Annotated in this window: 14 protein-coding genes; 10 read left to right on the forward strand and 4 right to left on the reverse strand. The window is 63.8% G+C overall.

Features of this window, described 5'->3' with window-relative positions; translation table 11 throughout:
• The first annotated feature begins 35 nt into the window (after nucleotides 1-35).
• From XH96_RS39080 to XH96_RS08590, 3 genes are read left to right on the forward strand one after another with little or no spacing between them, the layout of a single operon-like run.
• Complete coding sequence (locus XH96_RS39080; protein ID WP_246790008.1) at nucleotides 36-737, forward strand: DUF1127 domain-containing protein; 702 nt, start codon at nucleotides 36-38, stop codon at nucleotides 735-737.
• The gene (locus tag XH96_RS08585; protein WP_194392120.1) at nucleotides 734-1675 is read left to right on the forward strand and encodes a cytochrome-c peroxidase; all 942 of its coding nucleotides are present in this window, start codon (nucleotides 734-736) and stop codon (nucleotides 1673-1675) included. The genes XH96_RS39080 and XH96_RS08585 overlap by 4 nt, the downstream gene beginning before the upstream one ends.
• Nucleotides 1672-4182 carry a two-component system VirA-like sensor kinase gene (locus XH96_RS08590; protein WP_194392121.1) on the forward strand — a complete coding sequence of 837 codons (2511 nt, stop codon included), beginning with the start codon at nucleotides 1672-1674 and terminating at the stop codon, nucleotides 4180-4182. Before XH96_RS08585 ends, XH96_RS08590 begins: the two co-directional genes overlap by 4 nt.
• 106 nt (nucleotides 4183-4288) lie before the next feature.
• Here the strand turns inward: XH96_RS08590 and XH96_RS08595 are convergent, their stop codons facing one another.
• From XH96_RS08595 to XH96_RS08610, 4 genes are all read right to left on the reverse strand, one after another.
• Nucleotides 4289-5104: an IclR family transcriptional regulator gene (locus XH96_RS08595; protein ID WP_194392122.1), complete on the reverse strand. Its 816-nt coding sequence runs from the start codon at nucleotides 5102-5104 to the stop codon at nucleotides 4289-4291.
• 113 nt (nucleotides 5105-5217) lie between these two features.
• A complete protein-coding gene (locus XH96_RS08600) occupies nucleotides 5218-6312 on the reverse strand; it encodes an extracellular solute-binding protein (RefSeq protein ID WP_194392123.1) in 1095 nt (364 codons plus the stop codon).
• Nucleotides 6313-6343: 31 nt separating this feature from the next.
• Nucleotides 6344-8134, reverse strand: coding sequence for an ABC transporter permease subunit (locus XH96_RS08605; protein WP_194392124.1), 1791 nt, complete (start codon nucleotides 8132-8134; stop codon nucleotides 6344-6346).
• Nucleotides 8131-9285, reverse strand: a complete 1155-nt coding sequence (locus tag XH96_RS08610) for an ABC transporter ATP-binding protein (RefSeq protein WP_194392125.1) — start codon at nucleotides 9283-9285, stop codon at nucleotides 8131-8133. The genes XH96_RS08605 and XH96_RS08610 overlap by 4 nt, the downstream gene beginning before the upstream one ends.
• Nucleotides 9286-9531: 246 nt before the next feature.
• Between XH96_RS08610 and XH96_RS08615 the strand changes: the two genes are divergently transcribed.
• The 7 genes from XH96_RS08615 to XH96_RS08645 all read left to right on the forward strand — a co-directional run bounded on the left by XH96_RS08615 (nucleotide 9532) and on the right by XH96_RS08645 (nucleotide 16488).
• On the forward strand, nucleotides 9532-10341 hold the full coding sequence (locus XH96_RS08615; RefSeq protein ID WP_194394077.1) for a CoA transferase subunit A: 810 nt from the start codon (nucleotides 9532-9534) through the stop codon (nucleotides 10339-10341).
• A complete protein-coding gene (locus tag XH96_RS08620; protein WP_194392126.1) occupies nucleotides 10341-11099 on the forward strand; it encodes a CoA transferase in 759 nt (252 codons plus the stop codon). Before XH96_RS08615 ends, XH96_RS08620 begins: the two co-directional genes overlap by 1 nt.
• Entirely contained in the window at nucleotides 11096-13408 is a 2313-nt protein-coding gene (locus tag XH96_RS08625) for a molybdopterin-dependent oxidoreductase (protein ID WP_194392127.1), read from the forward strand. The genes XH96_RS08620 and XH96_RS08625 overlap by 4 nt, the downstream gene beginning before the upstream one ends.
• Before the next feature lie 14 nt (nucleotides 13409-13422).
• On the forward strand, nucleotides 13423-13992 hold the full coding sequence (locus XH96_RS08630) for a peroxidase-related enzyme (protein ID WP_194392128.1): 570 nt from the start codon (nucleotides 13423-13425) through the stop codon (nucleotides 13990-13992).
• Nucleotides 13993-14118: 126 nt separating this feature from the next.
• Nucleotides 14119-14778 carry a hypothetical protein gene (locus XH96_RS08635; protein ID WP_371740015.1) on the forward strand — a complete coding sequence of 220 codons (660 nt, stop codon included), beginning with the start codon at nucleotides 14119-14121 and terminating at the stop codon, nucleotides 14776-14778.
• A 20-nt stretch (nucleotides 14779-14798) separates the two neighbouring features.
• The gene (locus XH96_RS08640; protein ID WP_194392130.1) at nucleotides 14799-15491 is read left to right on the forward strand and encodes an L-fuculose-phosphate aldolase; all 693 of its coding nucleotides are present in this window, start codon (nucleotides 14799-14801) and stop codon (nucleotides 15489-15491) included.
• Between the two features lie 34 nt (nucleotides 15492-15525).
• A complete protein-coding gene (locus XH96_RS08645) occupies nucleotides 15526-16488 on the forward strand; it encodes a carbohydrate kinase family protein (protein WP_194392131.1) in 963 nt (320 codons plus the stop codon).
• The last annotated feature ends 30 nt before the right edge of the window (nucleotides 16489-16518 follow it).

The raw sequence follows: 16518 nt of genomic DNA on the forward strand, positions 1-16518 counted from the left end.
GCAGAGTCTCCCATGCAAACGACATGGAGACGATCATGCTGATGGTCAAGAAGACGACATGCGATGGTCCACGAAGCGCGATACAGGAACGAGCTGACGAGCCTGCCCGCCACGAACGATCTCTGCCCGGAATAAGGCCCTCATCCTGGCCCGCGCGAATCGATGAAGCTGCGCTTCAACCGAAGGTGACGAGGCGCATCACGAATGTCCTCGCACGATCGGCGATGGTCCCAGCCAAGGCGTTTGTCGATCTTACGCTGACTGTTGGCTCCGTTCTGACTGCCGAGTTCCTTGCTGGTTGTGCCGCCTACGCTTGTGCGATGTATCCATACTATGCGGTGCCGGAAGAACGCGAAGCGGAAGTCGAGCTCGAGCCCGTTTCCGATCGGGCGAGGAGCGATCGGGCACACAGGGGTCGGGGAAACCTGCGCTTGATCGCGCGTCAGGTGAGCCTTCCGGTCGAGGACGTGGAATCGCATCGGCCACTGCCGCTGCCGAATGCGCAGCCATTCATGTCCGACGTTCCCCTCGTCAGTCGGCCCGCGCAATCGTCCCCAGCCTGGTATGCATCGATCGGCGCGGCGGCGCTGGCGCTGGGCAGATCGATCGCCGAACGCAGGGCCGTGCGGCGCTCCGTGGCCGAACTGCGTCAGCTCGATGATCGTCTCCTGCGAGATATGGGGCTTTGTCGTCTCGACATCGAAAACGCTGTCAAAGGTGAAATCGATCTGAGATGAAATCGATTGTGGCAGCCGTCTGCGCAACAGTGTTACTTGCAGGAACGTTTGCCGGCCTCGGGCCGTCGACGGTATCTTCTTCGACGGCCCCGACCGAAGCCGATGGCGAGCCGATCACGCCGATCCCGCCGCCCCCGCCGGCTGATCCCCGAAAACTCGCTCTGGGCGAGCGCCTGTTTGGCGATACGCGGCTGTCCGCCGACGGGAGGCTTGCCTGCTCATCCTGCCACGACCTCCGCACCAATGGAGCGAATGGAGGCAGGAGCCAGAATCCGGCATCAGGGCAGCTCGACACGCTCACCGTGTTCAATGCAGCTCTGAGCTTTCGTCTGACATGGGAAGGCCGCTTTCGCAGTTTTTCCGATCAGACGGAAGATTCGATCAGCAGCCCGACCGGCATGCGCAGCACCGTTGCCGACGTCGTGCTGAAGTTGAAGGCCGATGCGGCCCTGAACAAGCAGTTTCGTGCTGCCTACGGCCGCGACGTCGATCGCGACAGCCTGCTCGATGCCATCTCGACATTCGAGCGATCCCTGCTCACGCCGGACAGCCGTTTCGATCGGTGGCTCGCAGGCGATTCATCCGCGCTCTCTCCGGCCGAACTCGAAGGCTACAAGACCTTCAAGGCGTTCGGCTGCAGCGCGTGCCATCAAGGCGTCAACATCGGGGGCAATCTGATCGCTCGTCAGGGCATCTTCCGTCCCCTGGTTGCACGTGGGCCTTTCCGGGTTCGTGTGCCGAGCCTGCGGAATATCGCCGTTACCGCACCCTATTTCCACGACGGAAGCGCCGCCACTCTCGAAGACGCTGTGCGCCGGATGGCGGCTGCGCAGCTCGATCGGACGTTGAACGATGATCAGGTCGCCTCGCTGGTAGCCTTCCTCGGAACCTTGACGGGCAACTACCGTGGCAAACCCTTGACCGGAGCGGCGCCATGAAGGCCGTGCGATGGGCGGCGGTCGTGATCGGGCTGTCGGTTCTGCTGACCTGGTTCTCATGGCGCGCGGTGAATCCGGAGGCGGAGCTTTATGATCGTGCACTGATGGAGATCGATCGTTTCGGCATGATCGAGGACGCGCTGTACCGTGACCTCTTCACCGCCCGCGCGGGCCTGTTACTCAATTATGATCCATTGGTCAGCGAGATCGATGGGCTGCACAAGGCCATCGGCCGCTTGCGCGCAACCGTCGAGGTCGACGGCCGGACCGCCGACATGGTCAACCGGCTCGCCGCCTCGGTGGACCGCCAGGAGGAGCTGGTCGAGTATTTCAAGAGCCAGAATGCGGTCATGCACAACTCGCTGTCCTTCTTCGCGCGTTTCGCAGCGAATTCGGACCGCCGCGATCTGGACCTCGCCATCAGGTCGGCGGGGACGGCCATCCTCCACTTGACGCTGGACACGTCGTCGACTGCGGTCAAGGAAGCCGAGGATCGCCTGGACGAACTGGACGGGCAGGCGGCCGGATCCGGGCAGGTGGTCCTGATCGAGCCCTTCCTCGCTCATGGCCGTTTGCTGCATCGGCTGCTGCCTTCGGTCGACAACATCCTGAAGAAGATGTTGACGCTGCGACACAAGCAGGATCAGGCGGCCTTGCGCGCGACTATCCTGGACCTGCAGGTCACCTCGCGAAATTCGGCACGCTTCTATCGCGCAATGCTCTACGGCTCCTCGATCGCGCTGATAGCATTCCTGATCTATCTCGGTCTCCGCTTGAGATCACGCGCCAACGCGCTGCATCGACGCGCGGCGCTGGAACACATTATTGCGGACATATCGATGAATTTCATCAATGCGACTCCGCAAGGGATCGAAGCGGAAATCCAGCGAGCCATCGCTTCGTTCGGAACTTTCGCAGGATCCGATCGCGTCTATGTCGTCGTGTCCGGCGCGACGACACGGTCGTATGTCTGGCATCAGCCGGGCAGGGAGTTCCCGCCCGGCTGGCCTGAAGCCGCGGTCGATCTGGCCTGCCGGATGGTCGACGGGGAAGGAGTCGTCCACGTGCCCGACGTGCGCCGCATGCCCGTGGGCGACAACAAGCTCTTCCTGGAGGGCATGGGTCTCGGGGGATGGGCATGTGCGATCAATAGCGATCGTCAAGGCCGCATGGTCGCGTTCGGCTTCGATGCTGTCGGTTGCAAGTGTCGCGTTTCTCACGCTGGCGAACTCGTTCTGCTGCGTATGGCCCTGGACACTTTCATCCATGCAGTCGAGCGGCGAAGTGTCGAAGAGGAGCGAAATCGCCTGCAGAAGCGCTTGCAGCAGGCGCGCCGCATGGAGAGGATCGGCACCTTCACCAGCGGCATCGCTCACAACTTCAATAACATCCTGGGAGGCATCCTCGGGTATGCCGAAGTGATGGAGGAGCACGCCCGCTCCAGCCCGGCACTGGTACGCCATCTCGCCGGGATACGGCGAAGCGCAGACCGGGCCCGCGATCTCGTCAGTCAAATCCTCATGTTCGGCCGTCGCTCCGACATTCGTCGCGATTCCGTCAGCATAGGTGCGCTCGTCGCCGAAACGGTCTCGCTGTTGCGCGTTGCGCTGCCGCCCCGGATTGAAATGGTAGTCAGACAGCATCCGGCCGGATTGATCGTCATCGGCGAGAGCGTGCAGCTGCAACAGGTCATCATGAATCTGTGCAACAACGCGGCGAACGCGATACCGGAGTCAGGACGAATTGAGATCGAGATCGAGCTGCATGAGGTGCTCGACCCGATCTGCCTCAGCCACGACAAGATCGAGCCTGGCCAGTACGTGCGAATTTCGGTTTCGGACACGGGGGCGGGCATGGACGGACCGACATTGGACCGGATATTCGAGCCGTTCTTCACGACAAGGTCCAGCGGAAACGGATTGGGACTTGCAACGGTGAAGGAGATCGTTCTTGACCACGGCGGGGGGATCAATGTGCGCAGTTGTCCGGGCGAGGGCAGCCATTTCGACGTCTGGTTGCCGCGGGCCACGGCGGCGGCCTTCCCGGAGCAGCGCCCGCCTGAGCATATGACAGGACAGGGCAAGGTCGTGATGCTCGTAGCCGCCGACATTCACCGCCTTCGCGGTGACGAGGAAATGATTGCTGCGCTCGGCTTCGAAGCCGTGGGGTTCGCCACGGCTGAGGCCGCACGTTCCGCGTCCAAAGCAGCTCGCGACCGGTTCGATTTCGTGGTCGTCGGTCCGGTCGGCTCGCTCGGGCAATCCCTTGAACTGGCGACCGTGCTGCATCACGAGCTTCCGTCCGTTCCGATCGTCCTTGCGACGAGGACGGCATTCGAGATCGGTGCCGATGCGCTATTGGGGGCCGGCATTTCTGACGTCGTGCGATGGCCCATTGTTGCCGAGGAGATTGCGATTGTCCTGTCGCAGATCTCCCGCGTTGGCAGGCGCGAGGTCTCGAGGCGACTGATATCGGAGGCGTCAGCGACACTTCCGGTGTTATCGTGATGCGGAGCAATTGGCGAGACGGAAGGACCGGCGGACTTTCCCATCACCTGACGCTTTTCGGCCCGCAAGGTTACGAGGTCGGATGACCTCCAAAAAGGAAACAGGGTCAACGGGCGCGTCGTAATTGATGTGACGGTGTAGAAACGCCTCTCACGGCAGGGTACGCCGCCGGCCTGCTGGAATAGCCGAGGGCGGCGCCGATGGTCCGGGCCGCCTCCATGACGTGAACCGAATACTCCTTGATCTGCTTGCGCTTGACGCGGCTGTCGGGGCCGGACATGCCGATCGCTCCCACCAGTTCGCCGGAGCGGCCGAGGATCGCGCAAGCGCAGGCCGCGATGCCCTCGCGCCATTCGCCGTGCAGCACGGAGGAGTAGCCTTGCGCGCGTGCCAGCTCGATGTCCTCCCGCAGTTCCTCGATCGTCGTTCGCGTCGCTTCCGTGTAGCGCCTCAGATGCGGCCGGAATCGTTCCAGGTAATCATCAGGCATATGTGCGAGCATCGCCTTCCCCGTCGCCATGGTGAAAGCGGGTGCGCGCATGCCCACGCTCGTATGGGCGCGGATATGGTGAGCGCTTTCGATCTTGTCGACGTAGACGACGTCGGTGTCTTCGAGCACGGACAGATGAATGGTTTCGCCGGTGATCTCGGCAAGCTTCGTCATTGCCGGTCGCGCGACGTTGATGAGATCCATCCGGTGGATGACATGGCTGCCGAGCGCCCAGATCTTGGTCGTGAGCTCGTAGGTGCTGTGTGGGGGGATCTGGCGCACATAGCCTTGGGACTGCAAAGTCATCAGCAGCCGATGCACGTTGCTCTTGGTGAGCTTCAGCTCGCTCGCGAGGTCCGTGACCCCGCGGGGCTGCTCGCTCAGAGCAAGTGCTTCCAGGAGACGCAGTCCCTTGATAAAAGCCTTATCCATCCACCGGCCAAAATAGAATGATCTTTCACTCGATCTAGCATGGACGCGCGAACGGCAATAGCCCGGGTGTGGAATCAGCCCCGATCCTTTCGGATCGGGGCCGATCGGCCTGCCTACTGGGCCAGCAAGGCGTTGAGCTTCTCCTGCCCGTACTCTTCGTTGGTGGATTTCCCGGCCGGTGAAGCTGCGCCCCAATAATCCGGGCTCCATTCGATCGCTTTCGAGACGTTGTCCGGGTTGTTGGCCCAGTAGCGGGCGAGCTTCTTGTCGGTCGCAGCCTCGAACACGATCGGGGAGGGAAGGGCGACCGGGAAGGTCGAGGTAAGCTGCGCCGCGCGCTTGGGCTCGAGCCGCCAGGACAGCAGCTTCATCGCGTTATCGTAGTTCGGCGCTCCCTTGGGAATGGAGAAGAAGTCGTAGTAGATAAAGCCCTGATTGAAGGTCAGCTCGATCGGAGCGCCCTCGAGGGCGAGCTTGCTCATCGAGCCGGTGTAGGCCATGCACATGTCGGCCTCGCCATCGAGCAGGAGCTGCGGCGGCTGTGCGGATGTCGTCCACCATTTGGCGATGTGCGGCTTGATCTCCTTGACCTTCTTCAGCGCCCGCTCCATGTCGATCGGGTAGAGCTTGCTCTTCTCGACGCCGTCGGCCATCAGCGCCGCTTCGAACACGAAACGCGGCCAGGCGGGCATGCAGCGCCGGCCGGGAAATTTCTTCACGTCCCAGAAGTCGGCCCAGCTTGTCGGTACGTTTTCGCCCTTGTACTTGTCCTTGTTGTAGACGAGGCCGACGCCGATCACCTGCAGCGCCACGCCCTTCTTGCGCTTCAGGTTGTCCGGCATTGCCGCCAGCGTTTGCTTCGCCCCGTCCGACAGCTTGGAATAGTCGATATCGGCCAGGCAGCAGTCACCGAGCAGCTTCGTCTCCTGGTCGAAGATGAACGTCAGGTCCCATTGCGCCTTGCCGGCTTCGGCCTGAGCCTTGATGCGCGGGCCGCTGCGGGCCTCCTGGACGGTGACCACCTTGATGCCGGTCTCCTTCTCGAACGGGTCGTACATGACCTTGCGCAATGCATCGCCATACCCGCCGCCCGGATCCTGCATGATCACGACGTTGCTCTGCGCTTGAGCCAGACCCGTTCCCATCGCGACGAGCAGGGCTGAGGCCAATACGGAAGCCGACAGTCGCCAGTGTTTCATTCCCAGCATTTTGCTTTCCTCCAGTTGAAATTGATCTGCGTCACGTTGCCTTCCGTGACGTTGCGAGAACGGGTCGTGCAAGGACGAGCCCTGCGACGACCAGAAGCACCTCCAGCGTCGAGACCACGGCCAGCACCGGATTGAGCCGGTAGTTGACGTCACCCCACAACATGAGCGGGAGCGTCTTCAGCTCCGCGCTCGACAGGAACAACGTCAGCACCAGTTCGTCGAACGAGTGCAGGAAGGCGAAGAATGTTGCGGCAGCGAGGCCCGGCATGATGGCCGGCAGGGTCACCAGGCGGAACACCGTCAGGGACGATGCGCCATGGACGGCAGCGGCCTGTTCGAGCCTGGCGTCGACGCCCTGGAGCGATGCGCACAGGATCACCACGACGAGGGGAAGGCCGCCGATCGCATGCGCCGCGGCGAGACCGAAGACGGAGCCGACCATATCGAAACGCAGGAACAGGCTGTAGAGCGACAGGCCGAGCACGACCGGAGGGACGATGATCGGACTTACGAGAAGCAGCATGATGGTGGACTTGCCGCGGATGCTGCTTCTGACGATGCCGAGGGCGGCCGACGCGCCCAGCACGATCGCGATTCCCGCCGACATCGCCGCGACGACCAGGGACGTCCAGAACGCCCGCATCCAGTTCGAATCGGAGAAGAACTGCTCGTACCAGCGCAGCGAGAAGCCCGGCGGCGGGAAAGTCAGATAGCTCGCGCTGCTGAAGGAAATGATCATCACCACGATGATCGGCAGGATGAGAATGGCAATGACCAGCCCGCCCATGAGGCGAACGGTCCAGGTCCCGAAGCTCGCCGGCAGCCGCCCGAACAGCCTCAGAAGCGGCCAGCCGATCACGTCGGCAGCCGAGGCGCCGAGACTGCGGCGGCCGACATCGGCGGCGTGGCGGTCTGTCGTTCTTGGTGTGGCCTCCGTCAGCTTGCGGCCGCCCCAGATGAACTCGAATCCGAGGAAGCGTCCGGCCACCGCGACCACCGCCAATGTGATCGTCAGCAGCACCACGCCCAAGGCCTGCAGGAATCCTTCAGATGTGACCGAGTCCGCCTGCTGGGTGATATGCATGGCAAACATCTGGTCCCCGGGTTCGCCGAGCAGGGTTGGCGTAATGAAGAAGCCGATCGCGGCGACGAAGACCAGCAGGAAGCCGGCGCCCATGCCGGGCAAGGTCAGTGGCAGCATCACGCGCCAGAAAGCCGCAATGGGCCCGGCGCCGCTGGCAAGCGCCGCGCGCGTCAGGCTTTGATCAAGCCGCGCCACGCTGGAATAGATCGTCAGCACCATCAGCGGCAGAAGCACCGCGGTCATGCCGAGAAGCACCGTGCCGCGATTGAACAGGAGCTGCGCGGGCTCGCTCAATATTCCGATCGAAACCAGCAGCTTGTTGACTGGTCCGTTGCGGCCAAGCAGGACCATCCAGGCGTAGGTCCGGATCAGGATGGCGATGAAATAGGGCAGCACGATCGCGGTCGCGATCAGGGCCTGCGTAATGCCGCGGCTGCGGTGAATGAGCAGCGCCGTCGGATATCCGAACAGCAGGCAGAGGACCGCGACCGTGACCGAGATCTGCATGGTGCGGACGAGCGAATCCCAATAGAGCGGTATCGCGAATACCCGCTCGAAGTAGGACGTCCATGACGGCCCGCTCACGCTGATGCGGATGAGATCGATCAGCGGCAGCAGATAGATGAAGGCCAGGAAGGCGAGCGCGGGCAGGAGCAGCAGCGCGGGATCCCTCAACCTCCTGAGGAGGTCGAGATCCGCAGGACGCTCCGCCTGGACGCCGAACGATGCCGAGGTCATGCAAGCACCCAGCAGTCCGCAGCGCCCCAGCTCACGTGCAGACGATCCCCGACGTTCGGCAGGGGCCGGTCGGCCATGTCGGTACACCTGATCAGCAGCGGCTCTCCGCCCTCCATCTGGGCCTCGATCCGCAGGATCTCGCCGAGGAAGATCGAAGACGTGACGCTGACGGGCGCGGAATTCGCAGTCGGTTCGTTTGACACGGCGATTCGTTCCGGACGCACGAGCACCGTTGCGCGTCCGACGTCGATTGTGTCCCGGCTTTCGGCGTTGAACACGTATCCTGCGCGGCTTTTCATCGTCAGCGTCGATCCGCGCTTCTGCAGAATCTCGGCCTCGATCAGATTGCTCTCGCCGACGAACGAAGCGACGAAGCGGTCGCTCGGATGCCGATAGATGTCCACCGGGCGGCCGATCTGAACGATCTTGCCGGCGTTGAGCACCGCGATGCGGTCGCTCATGGTCAGGGCTTCGCCCTGGTCATGGGTCACGAACAGGATTGTGCTGCCGATGGTCCGGTGAAGGTCGCGGATCTCGATCTGGATCTGCTCGCGCAACCGCCGGTCCAGGGCGCTGAGGGGTTCGTCCATCAGCACGACCTTGGGCCTCCTCACGATGGCCCGCGCGATCGCGACGCGCTGCTGCTGCCCGCCCGACATTTGCGAAGGAGATTTCGTCGCATGCTCCGTCAGCCGCATGATCTCCAGCGTTTCGGCGACACGACGCTCCGCGGTCGCCCGGTCGACGCCCGCCATGCGAAGTGGAAACGCGACGTTCTGGCTGACCGTCATGTTTGGAAAAAGGGCGTAGCTCTGGAACACCATGCCGAAGCCACGCTTGTGCGTGGGCACGTTGTGGACAGGCTTGCCGTCGACGAGGATCTCGCCGCTGTCGAGGCTCTGGAATCCGGCCACGAGATTGAGCAGCGTCGTCTTTCCGCTGCCGGAAGGGCCAAGAAGCGTGATGAATTCGCCCGGCTCGATGTCGATGCTGATGCGGTCGACCGCGTGGAAGCTGCCGTATCTCTTCACCGCGTCGCGGACGGCGATGCTCGATCCGATGGCGTCGCGTTCCCGGAGGCGGCCGGTCGGCGACGTCCGAGCGTTCGCATCGCCGGAGCGCATTGCGCGCAGAGCCGCGGGCTCACCCATTCTCTCCTCCCAAATTGTTCTATATTGTAGAACACTATTCCAATTATTGTTGGCGCAGCGCGCCGTCTTGTCAAGTCGAGACACCCGATCGCGGCGCAATGGCGCGCCGCTGCGATCCATGCGGAGGCGGGATCCCCTGCAAACAAAGGCTCCATCGGTGAAGCCAGATTGACAGGGTCGTCCCGATCCGCCTAACATAAACTTGGAATAGCGTTCTACAATATAGAACATATCACAGGGAGGATGATGGTGTTGAGCGAGCCTCGCGCAATGGCGAAGCACATCGAGCCGGGCATGCGCGTGGCGCTGCCGGTCGACTACGCCGGCGTCTCCATGGCCATGACGCGGCCCATCATCGAGCATGGCGCGGGCAATCTCGATCTCGTCTGCGTGCCGACCGGCGGAATGCAGGTCGATCAGCTCATCGGCGCGGGTCTGGTCCGGACGGTGGAGACCAGCGCCGTCTCGCTCGGCGAAGCGGGTGGAGCGCCCCGCTTCAACGCCGCCGTCAAGGAAGGCGCGGTTCGACTGAAGGACGCGACGTGTCCTGCGATCCATGCGGGCCTGATCGCGGCGCAGAAGGGCAGTCCCTTCATGCCGCTGCGAGGGCTGATCGGAACGGATCTGCTCCGCCATCGCGACGATTGGCGCGTCGTCGACAATCCGCTGGCGGATGGAGGCGATCCGATCGTGCTGATTCCCGCCATCAAGCCCGACGTCACGATCTTCCATGTGCCGATGGCTGATCGCTTCGGCAATGTCTGGATCGGACGGCGACGCGAACTTGCCGCCATGGCCTACGCTTCGCGCACCGTTCTGGTCACGGTGGAGCGAATCGTCGAGGAAAACCTGCTCGCCGACGAGATGAGCGCTGCCGGCGTGCTGCCGGCGCTCTACGTCACGGAAGTCGCGCGCGCTCCGAAGGGGGCGTGGCCCTACGGTCTGTGGGGCGAATATCCGGCCGATAGCGCAGAGATCGCACGCTACGCGAAGGCCGCGCGAACGGCCGACGGCTTCTCTGCCTATATGGCGCAGGCGCAGATGGAGCCCGCGTGATGGCCGACGTTCTCCCTCGCGAAGTGCTGATTTGCACGATCGCGCGGTTGCTCGACGGGGTCAGGCACGTCGCCGTAGGCGCCTCCTCTCCGATTCCCGCCGCCGGCGCGATGCTGCTGCGTGCAATGAAGGAAGCGGGCGGCACCGTCGGCCCACGCATCTCCATTCTCGGTTCTGTCGAGCATAATTTCTTCACCAACGGCTCGGCGGAGCTGTTCGATTGTGCCGGTCAGGGCCGGATCGACGCGTTCTTCCTCGGCGGAGGCCAGATCGACGGCTTCGGCAATGTGAACCTCGTCGGCACCGGTGGTTACCCAAGCTCCAACGTGCGCTGGCCCGGCTCGTTCGGGTCGGCCTATCTCTATTTCGTCGTGCCGCGGGTCATCCTGTTCCGCGAGGAGCATACGCCGCGCGTTTTCGTCGAGAAGGTGGACTTCATCAGTGCCCCCGGCGTCAGTCCCGAGGGAGTGTTTCGGAGCGGCGGCCCCGTCGCTCTCTTGACCGGCAAGGGTCTCTTTCGGTTCGACAAGACGCGGCCGGGATTCGAACTCGAGAGCGTTCACCCCGGGCACGATCTGGCCGAGATCAAGCAGGCGACCGGTTTTCAGTTTGCGCATGACGCCGAGCCGCGGCAGACCGCGCTGCCAGACCGATCGACGCTGGACCTGCTCCGCGGCCGCGTGTTCGATGAACTCGCCGAGACGTATCCGGAATTCGCCGCGCAGATGCGGCGCGAGCTTGTGGCGGTCGACGCATGAGCAGGATCAAGCGGGTCCCGCATTGCAGCCATTGGGGTGCGTACACGATCCTCGTCGAGGACGATCGCATCGTCGGCGTCGAGCCGTTCGAGCACGATCCGGCGCCGTCCCCGATCATCCATTCCATTGCCGAATGGGCCAATCCCGAGCGGCGCGTGCTGCGACCGATGGTCCGCTCGGGCTGGCTCGACAAGCGCGAGAAGAGCGATCGCCGCGGACGTGGCCGCGAGAAGTTCGTCGCGGTCAGCTGGGACGAGGCGACGACGCTGGTTGCGGACGAAGTGCGCCGCGTGGCCGGGACGTTCGGCAACGCGTCGATCTTCGCGGGCTCCTACGGCTGGACCAATTCCGGCCGCCTGCATCATGCGTCTTCGCTTCTGAAGCGCATGCTCAATCTGGTTGGCGGCTTCACCAGGCACGTCGACACTTATTCGATCGCGGCAGGCCCCGTGATCCTGCGCCACACGCTGGGCAGCGACGACGCATGCGGTGGCCGCGCCAATACGCTCGACACGATCGCGCAGCACACCGAGACGCTGGTGGTGTTCGGTGCTCTCTCGCCGCGAACCGCGCAAAACGAGGCCGGAGGAATTGGCAGCCATCGCCTTGAGACCTATCTCAGGAAAATCGTCGAGCGCGGCGTCAAGGTCATCCACGTCTCGCCGCTGAAGGACGATCTGCCGGACTGGGTCGATGCCGAATGGTGGCCGATCCGGCCGAACACGGACGCTGCGCTGATGCTCGGGCTTGCCGGCGAGATCGTGAAAGCGGGCCGGCAAGACAGGGATTTCCTCGCGCGCTGCACCAGCGGCGCGGATCGCCTGCTCGGCTATCTCGAAGGCAAGACGGATGGCGGACGCAAGGACGCCGTCTGGGCTGCGAACATCTGCGGCCTCGATGCAGACAGGATCGCGACGCTGGCGAGGCGCCTTGTCGACACGCGGAGCATGCTGACGGTGAGCTGGAGCCTGCAGCGCGCCCATCACGGCGAACAGCCGTTCTGGGCGGCGCTCGGACTTGCATCGGTGGTCGGTCAGATCGGATTGCCGGGCGGCGGCGTCGGCTACGGCTACGCCTCGCTGGGGGGCGTGGGCGCACCGCTCAATCTGGGCCGCTCTCCTGCCATTTCACAGCTGACGAGGCCCATCGACAGCTTCATTCCGGTGGCGCGCATCAGCGACATGCTGCTCAATCCCGGCGGGTCGTTTAGCTATGAAGGCAAGGTCCGCACCTATCCGGATACGCGGCTGGTCTATTGGGCGGGCGGCAATCCCTACCATCATCACCAGGACCTCAATCGCCTGTCGGAAGCCTGGACGGGGCCCGAAACGATCATCGTGCAGGACCCGATGTTCACGGCGACAGCCCAGCGCGCCGATATCGTGCTGCCGGCAACCACGTCGATCGAGCGCAATGATCTTGCCGGCAACAGGCGCTCCGATTTCATCCTGGCAATGAAGAAGGCCATCGAGCCGCTGGGCGAATCCCGCTCCGACTTCGCGATCTTCAACGCGATCGCAGGCAAGCTCGGGGTGGCCGATCGGTTCAACGAGGGCCGGGACGAAATGGGCTGGGTCCGCCATCTCTACGAAGCCTGCCGCAGCGATGCCTCGCAGCGCTTCGGCTTCGCGATGCCGGATTTCGATGCGTTCTGGGAAGCCGGCTATGCCCGCTGCCCGGTCAAGGCAGAACACACCTTCTTGGCGGACTTCCGCAACGAGCCGGAGGCGCACGCGCTCAAGACCGAAAGCGGAAAGATCGTGCTCGGCAGCGAGACACTGGCCAGGCTGGACTATGCCGACTGCCGCTCGCATCCCGCGTGGATCGAGCCGGCTGAATGGCTCGGCAACGCCGCCGACGCCGACCAGATGCACCTCATCTCGCACCAGCCGGCTGGCCGTCTTCACAGTCAGCTCGAAACCGGCGCATCGAGCCGGAGCATGAAACGCAATGGCCGTGAACAGGCTCGCCTTCATCCTGACGACGCGGCTGCTCTCGGCATTGCCGACGGCCAGACGATCCGCATCTGGAACGGCCGCGGGGAGTGCCTTGCGACGGCAGAGGTTACCGACAAGGTCCGTCAAGGTGTGCTCGTGCTTCCGACCGGTGCCTGGTTTACACCGACCGGCAATAGCGGCCTTGAGGTCGCGGGCAATCCGAACGTGCTCACGCTCGATATCGGCACGTCTCAATTCGGCCAGGGCTGCTCGGCCCATACCTGCCTCGTGCGAGTCGAGCCGCACGCCGCCGATCGGCGCGATGCGTTCGAGGCCTATCAGGAAACGCTCGTCGCGCTCGCGGCAGTCTAACAGGAGCTTGGAACATGTCTGCGCCCGCCATCAGCCGCTTTCCCGTCCCCGATATCGCAACCCTGCCGCAGGATATCCGCTCGCGGATCGAGGCGGTTCAGGAGAAGTCCGGCTTCGTCCCCAACGTCTTCCTGACACTGGCGCATCGTCCTGACGAGTTCCGGGCGTTCTTCGCCTATCACGACGCTCTGATGGACAAGCCCGGGCCGATCACCAAGGCCGAGCGCGAGATGATCGTCGTCGCGACCAGCGCCGCCAATCAATGTCAGTATTGCGTCGTCGCGCACGGCGCCATCCTGCGCGTCCGCGCGAAGAATCCGCTGATCGCGGACCAGGTCGCCGTCAATTACCGCAAGGCCGATATCACTGCCCGACAGAGGGCGATGCTCGATTTCGCGATGAAGGTTTCGGCGCGCGCCTATGAGGTGGACGACTCCGACATCGTCGATCTCAAGGGACACGGATTCACCGAGGAGGACGCCTGGGACATTGCCGCCATCGCTGCCTTCTTCGGCATGTCGAACCGCCTCGCCAACGTCACCAGCATGCGTCCGAACGACGAGTTCTTCGCGATGGGACGCTGAACACCGCGGACGAAAACTGCAATGGTATCGTTGGTCATCGACAGACGCTTCCGGGGCCCGCCAAATTCCGGCAACGGAGGCTACGTTTGCGGATGTCTCGCAAGGCACCTTGCCGGAGACGCCGAGGTGACGTTGCGCGCCCCGCCGCCGCTGGAGCGGCCGCTCGACGTGCTGACGAAGGCCGACGGCGCGATCGAGTTGCGCGAAAACGGCGGGCTGCTCGCGACGGCGCGTGCAGCAGGCATCGATGTGTCGGACATTCCCCGGGTGAGCTATGCGGCGGCCGAAGAGGCAGTCGGCAGAACACCCTACGACGAGCAGACCCACAACCTTCCGGGATGCTTCGTCTGCGGCCCCGCACGTGGCCATGGCGACGGTCTCCGGATCTTCGCAGGTCCGCTGCAGGCGGAGGCAGTCCCGGGCAAGCCCGTCGTGTTCGCGGCGTCCTGGGTGCCCCATGGCAGTCTGTCCGGCGAGGACGGTCATGTCGCGCCCGAATTCATCTGGGCCGCTCTCGATTGCCCGACCGGCTATTGCAGCGTGGCCGCCCGTCACTTCGGACTGAACGGTGACGAGACGGCCCTGCTCGGGCGCATGGCCGCGCGGATCGATCGCTTACCGCGTCCCGGAGATCGATGCGTGGTGGTGGCGTGGCCGACCGGGCGGGAAGGTCGCAAGCTCTTTGCCGAAAGCGCCCTGCTCGATGCGGAGCAGGAGGTGCTGGCGACCGCGCGAGCCACCTGGCTGTTGGTCGACCGCCAGGTCCAGCTCGGAGTAGGTGCATGAACGCGAATTGGAAACAGGGCATGAGCGACTGCGATACGGAGCTCGAACGTCGTCAATCCATCATCGACGCGTGCCGCGAGATGGCGGCGCAAGGCATCAACCAGGGTACGTCCGGAAACATCAGCGTTCGAACCGACGACGGCATCCTGCTCACGCCGTCCGGTCTTCCATACGACCGCATGAGGCCCGAGGACATCGTGGCCATGAAGTGGGACGGCTCGTGGACCGCGTCGGCCGGCAACGTTCCGTCGACGGAATGGCGCTTTCACCTCGACATCCTGAAGTCGAAGCCGGAGGTTGGCGCCGTGGTTCACGCCCATCCGATCTTCTGCACGATCATCGCGATCATGAATCGCTCGATCCCCGCGATTCACTACATGATCGCGGCTGCCGGCGGAAACGACATTCCCTGCGCGCCCTATGCTCAATACGGCACGGCGGAGCTTTCGCAGGCCGCCCTGAACGCGCTTCGCTATCGCCGCGCCTGCCTGCTCGCACATCACGGGCTGATCGCCGTCGGTCCCAATTTGCGCAAGGCCATGTGGCTCGCGGTGGAGGTCGAGGTGCTCGCCAAGCAGTATCACGGCTGTCTTCAGCTTGGCTCTCCTCCGCTGCTGCCGGACGAGGAAATCGACAGCATTCTGAAGCGATGGGGGCAGTACGGCCTGCGCGATAGCGACGGCGCATCCAAGGCTCCCGCGCAGTCCGGCTAGATCAGATCAAACCAAAAATCTCTGCGAGAAACTCATGGCTTACTCTCACGACGTCAGCGTCTGCGGCACCTACATTCTGGATATTCTGGGCGTGCCAGTGACCGAGATTCCGCCAGGTGGCGGTCGTCTGCTGATCGAGGAAATTCGGCTCGCGGTCGCAGGCACTGCCGGCGGAACGGTCGTCCCTTGTGCGCGTCTTGGTCTGGAGGCGCTCGCGGTTGGCGCCGTCGGCTCCGACGAGAAGGCCGACTGGATGCTGAACACGCTGGAGCGCGAAGGTATCGACATCTCTCTCATGGAGCGGATGGCCGACAGTCCGACCTCGGCCACGATCCTGCCGATCCGGCCCGACGGCTCGCGTCCGGTCATGCACGCAAGGGGTGCCTCGGCCCGCTGGCTTATCGCACCCGAGACGCAAAAGGCCGCTTGCCGGAGCAAGATTCTGCATCTCGGGGGAGTCGGCTCCCTGCTGGCGATGGACGGCGCGCCATCCGTCGCACTGCTGCGCGACGCGAAGGCGGCCGGTTGCACGACGACGCTCGATCTCATCCAGGCGCGGCGTGAAACGCTGGCGCTGGTCGAGCCGCTGCTGCCCTATGTCGACTTCTTCATGCCGAGCATCGATGAGACCAGTGCCATGGTCGGAACCGACGATCCCGCCGCGTGTGCGCGGTTCTTCATCGACAAGGGCGCGGGGGCCTGCGCCATTTCTCTCGGTGCTGCTGGTTCGTTCGTGATGACGCGCGACGGACGTCAGTTCACCGTGCCGGCGTTCGAGGTCGCGGTCCGCGATACCTCGGGATGCGGCGATTCCTACACGGGCGGCTTTATCGCCGGTCTGGTTCGCGACTGGGACCTGCTCGAGTGTGCCAGGCTCGCGACCGCGACGGCCGCGATCGTCGCGACGGGGCTGGGTTCGGGCGCCAATCTCGTGTCGTTCGACGAGACCGTGAAGGCCATGAACACGCTCCCGGTCCGCAAGCCTGCTCGCGCCTGATCCATTCACACCGTTAAGAAGTATTCATCC

Origin of the sequence: Bradyrhizobium sp. CCBAU 51765, from assembly GCF_015291725.1 — a bacterium.
Classification (GTDB): Bacteria; Pseudomonadota; Alphaproteobacteria; order Rhizobiales; family Xanthobacteraceae; genus Bradyrhizobium; species Bradyrhizobium liaoningense.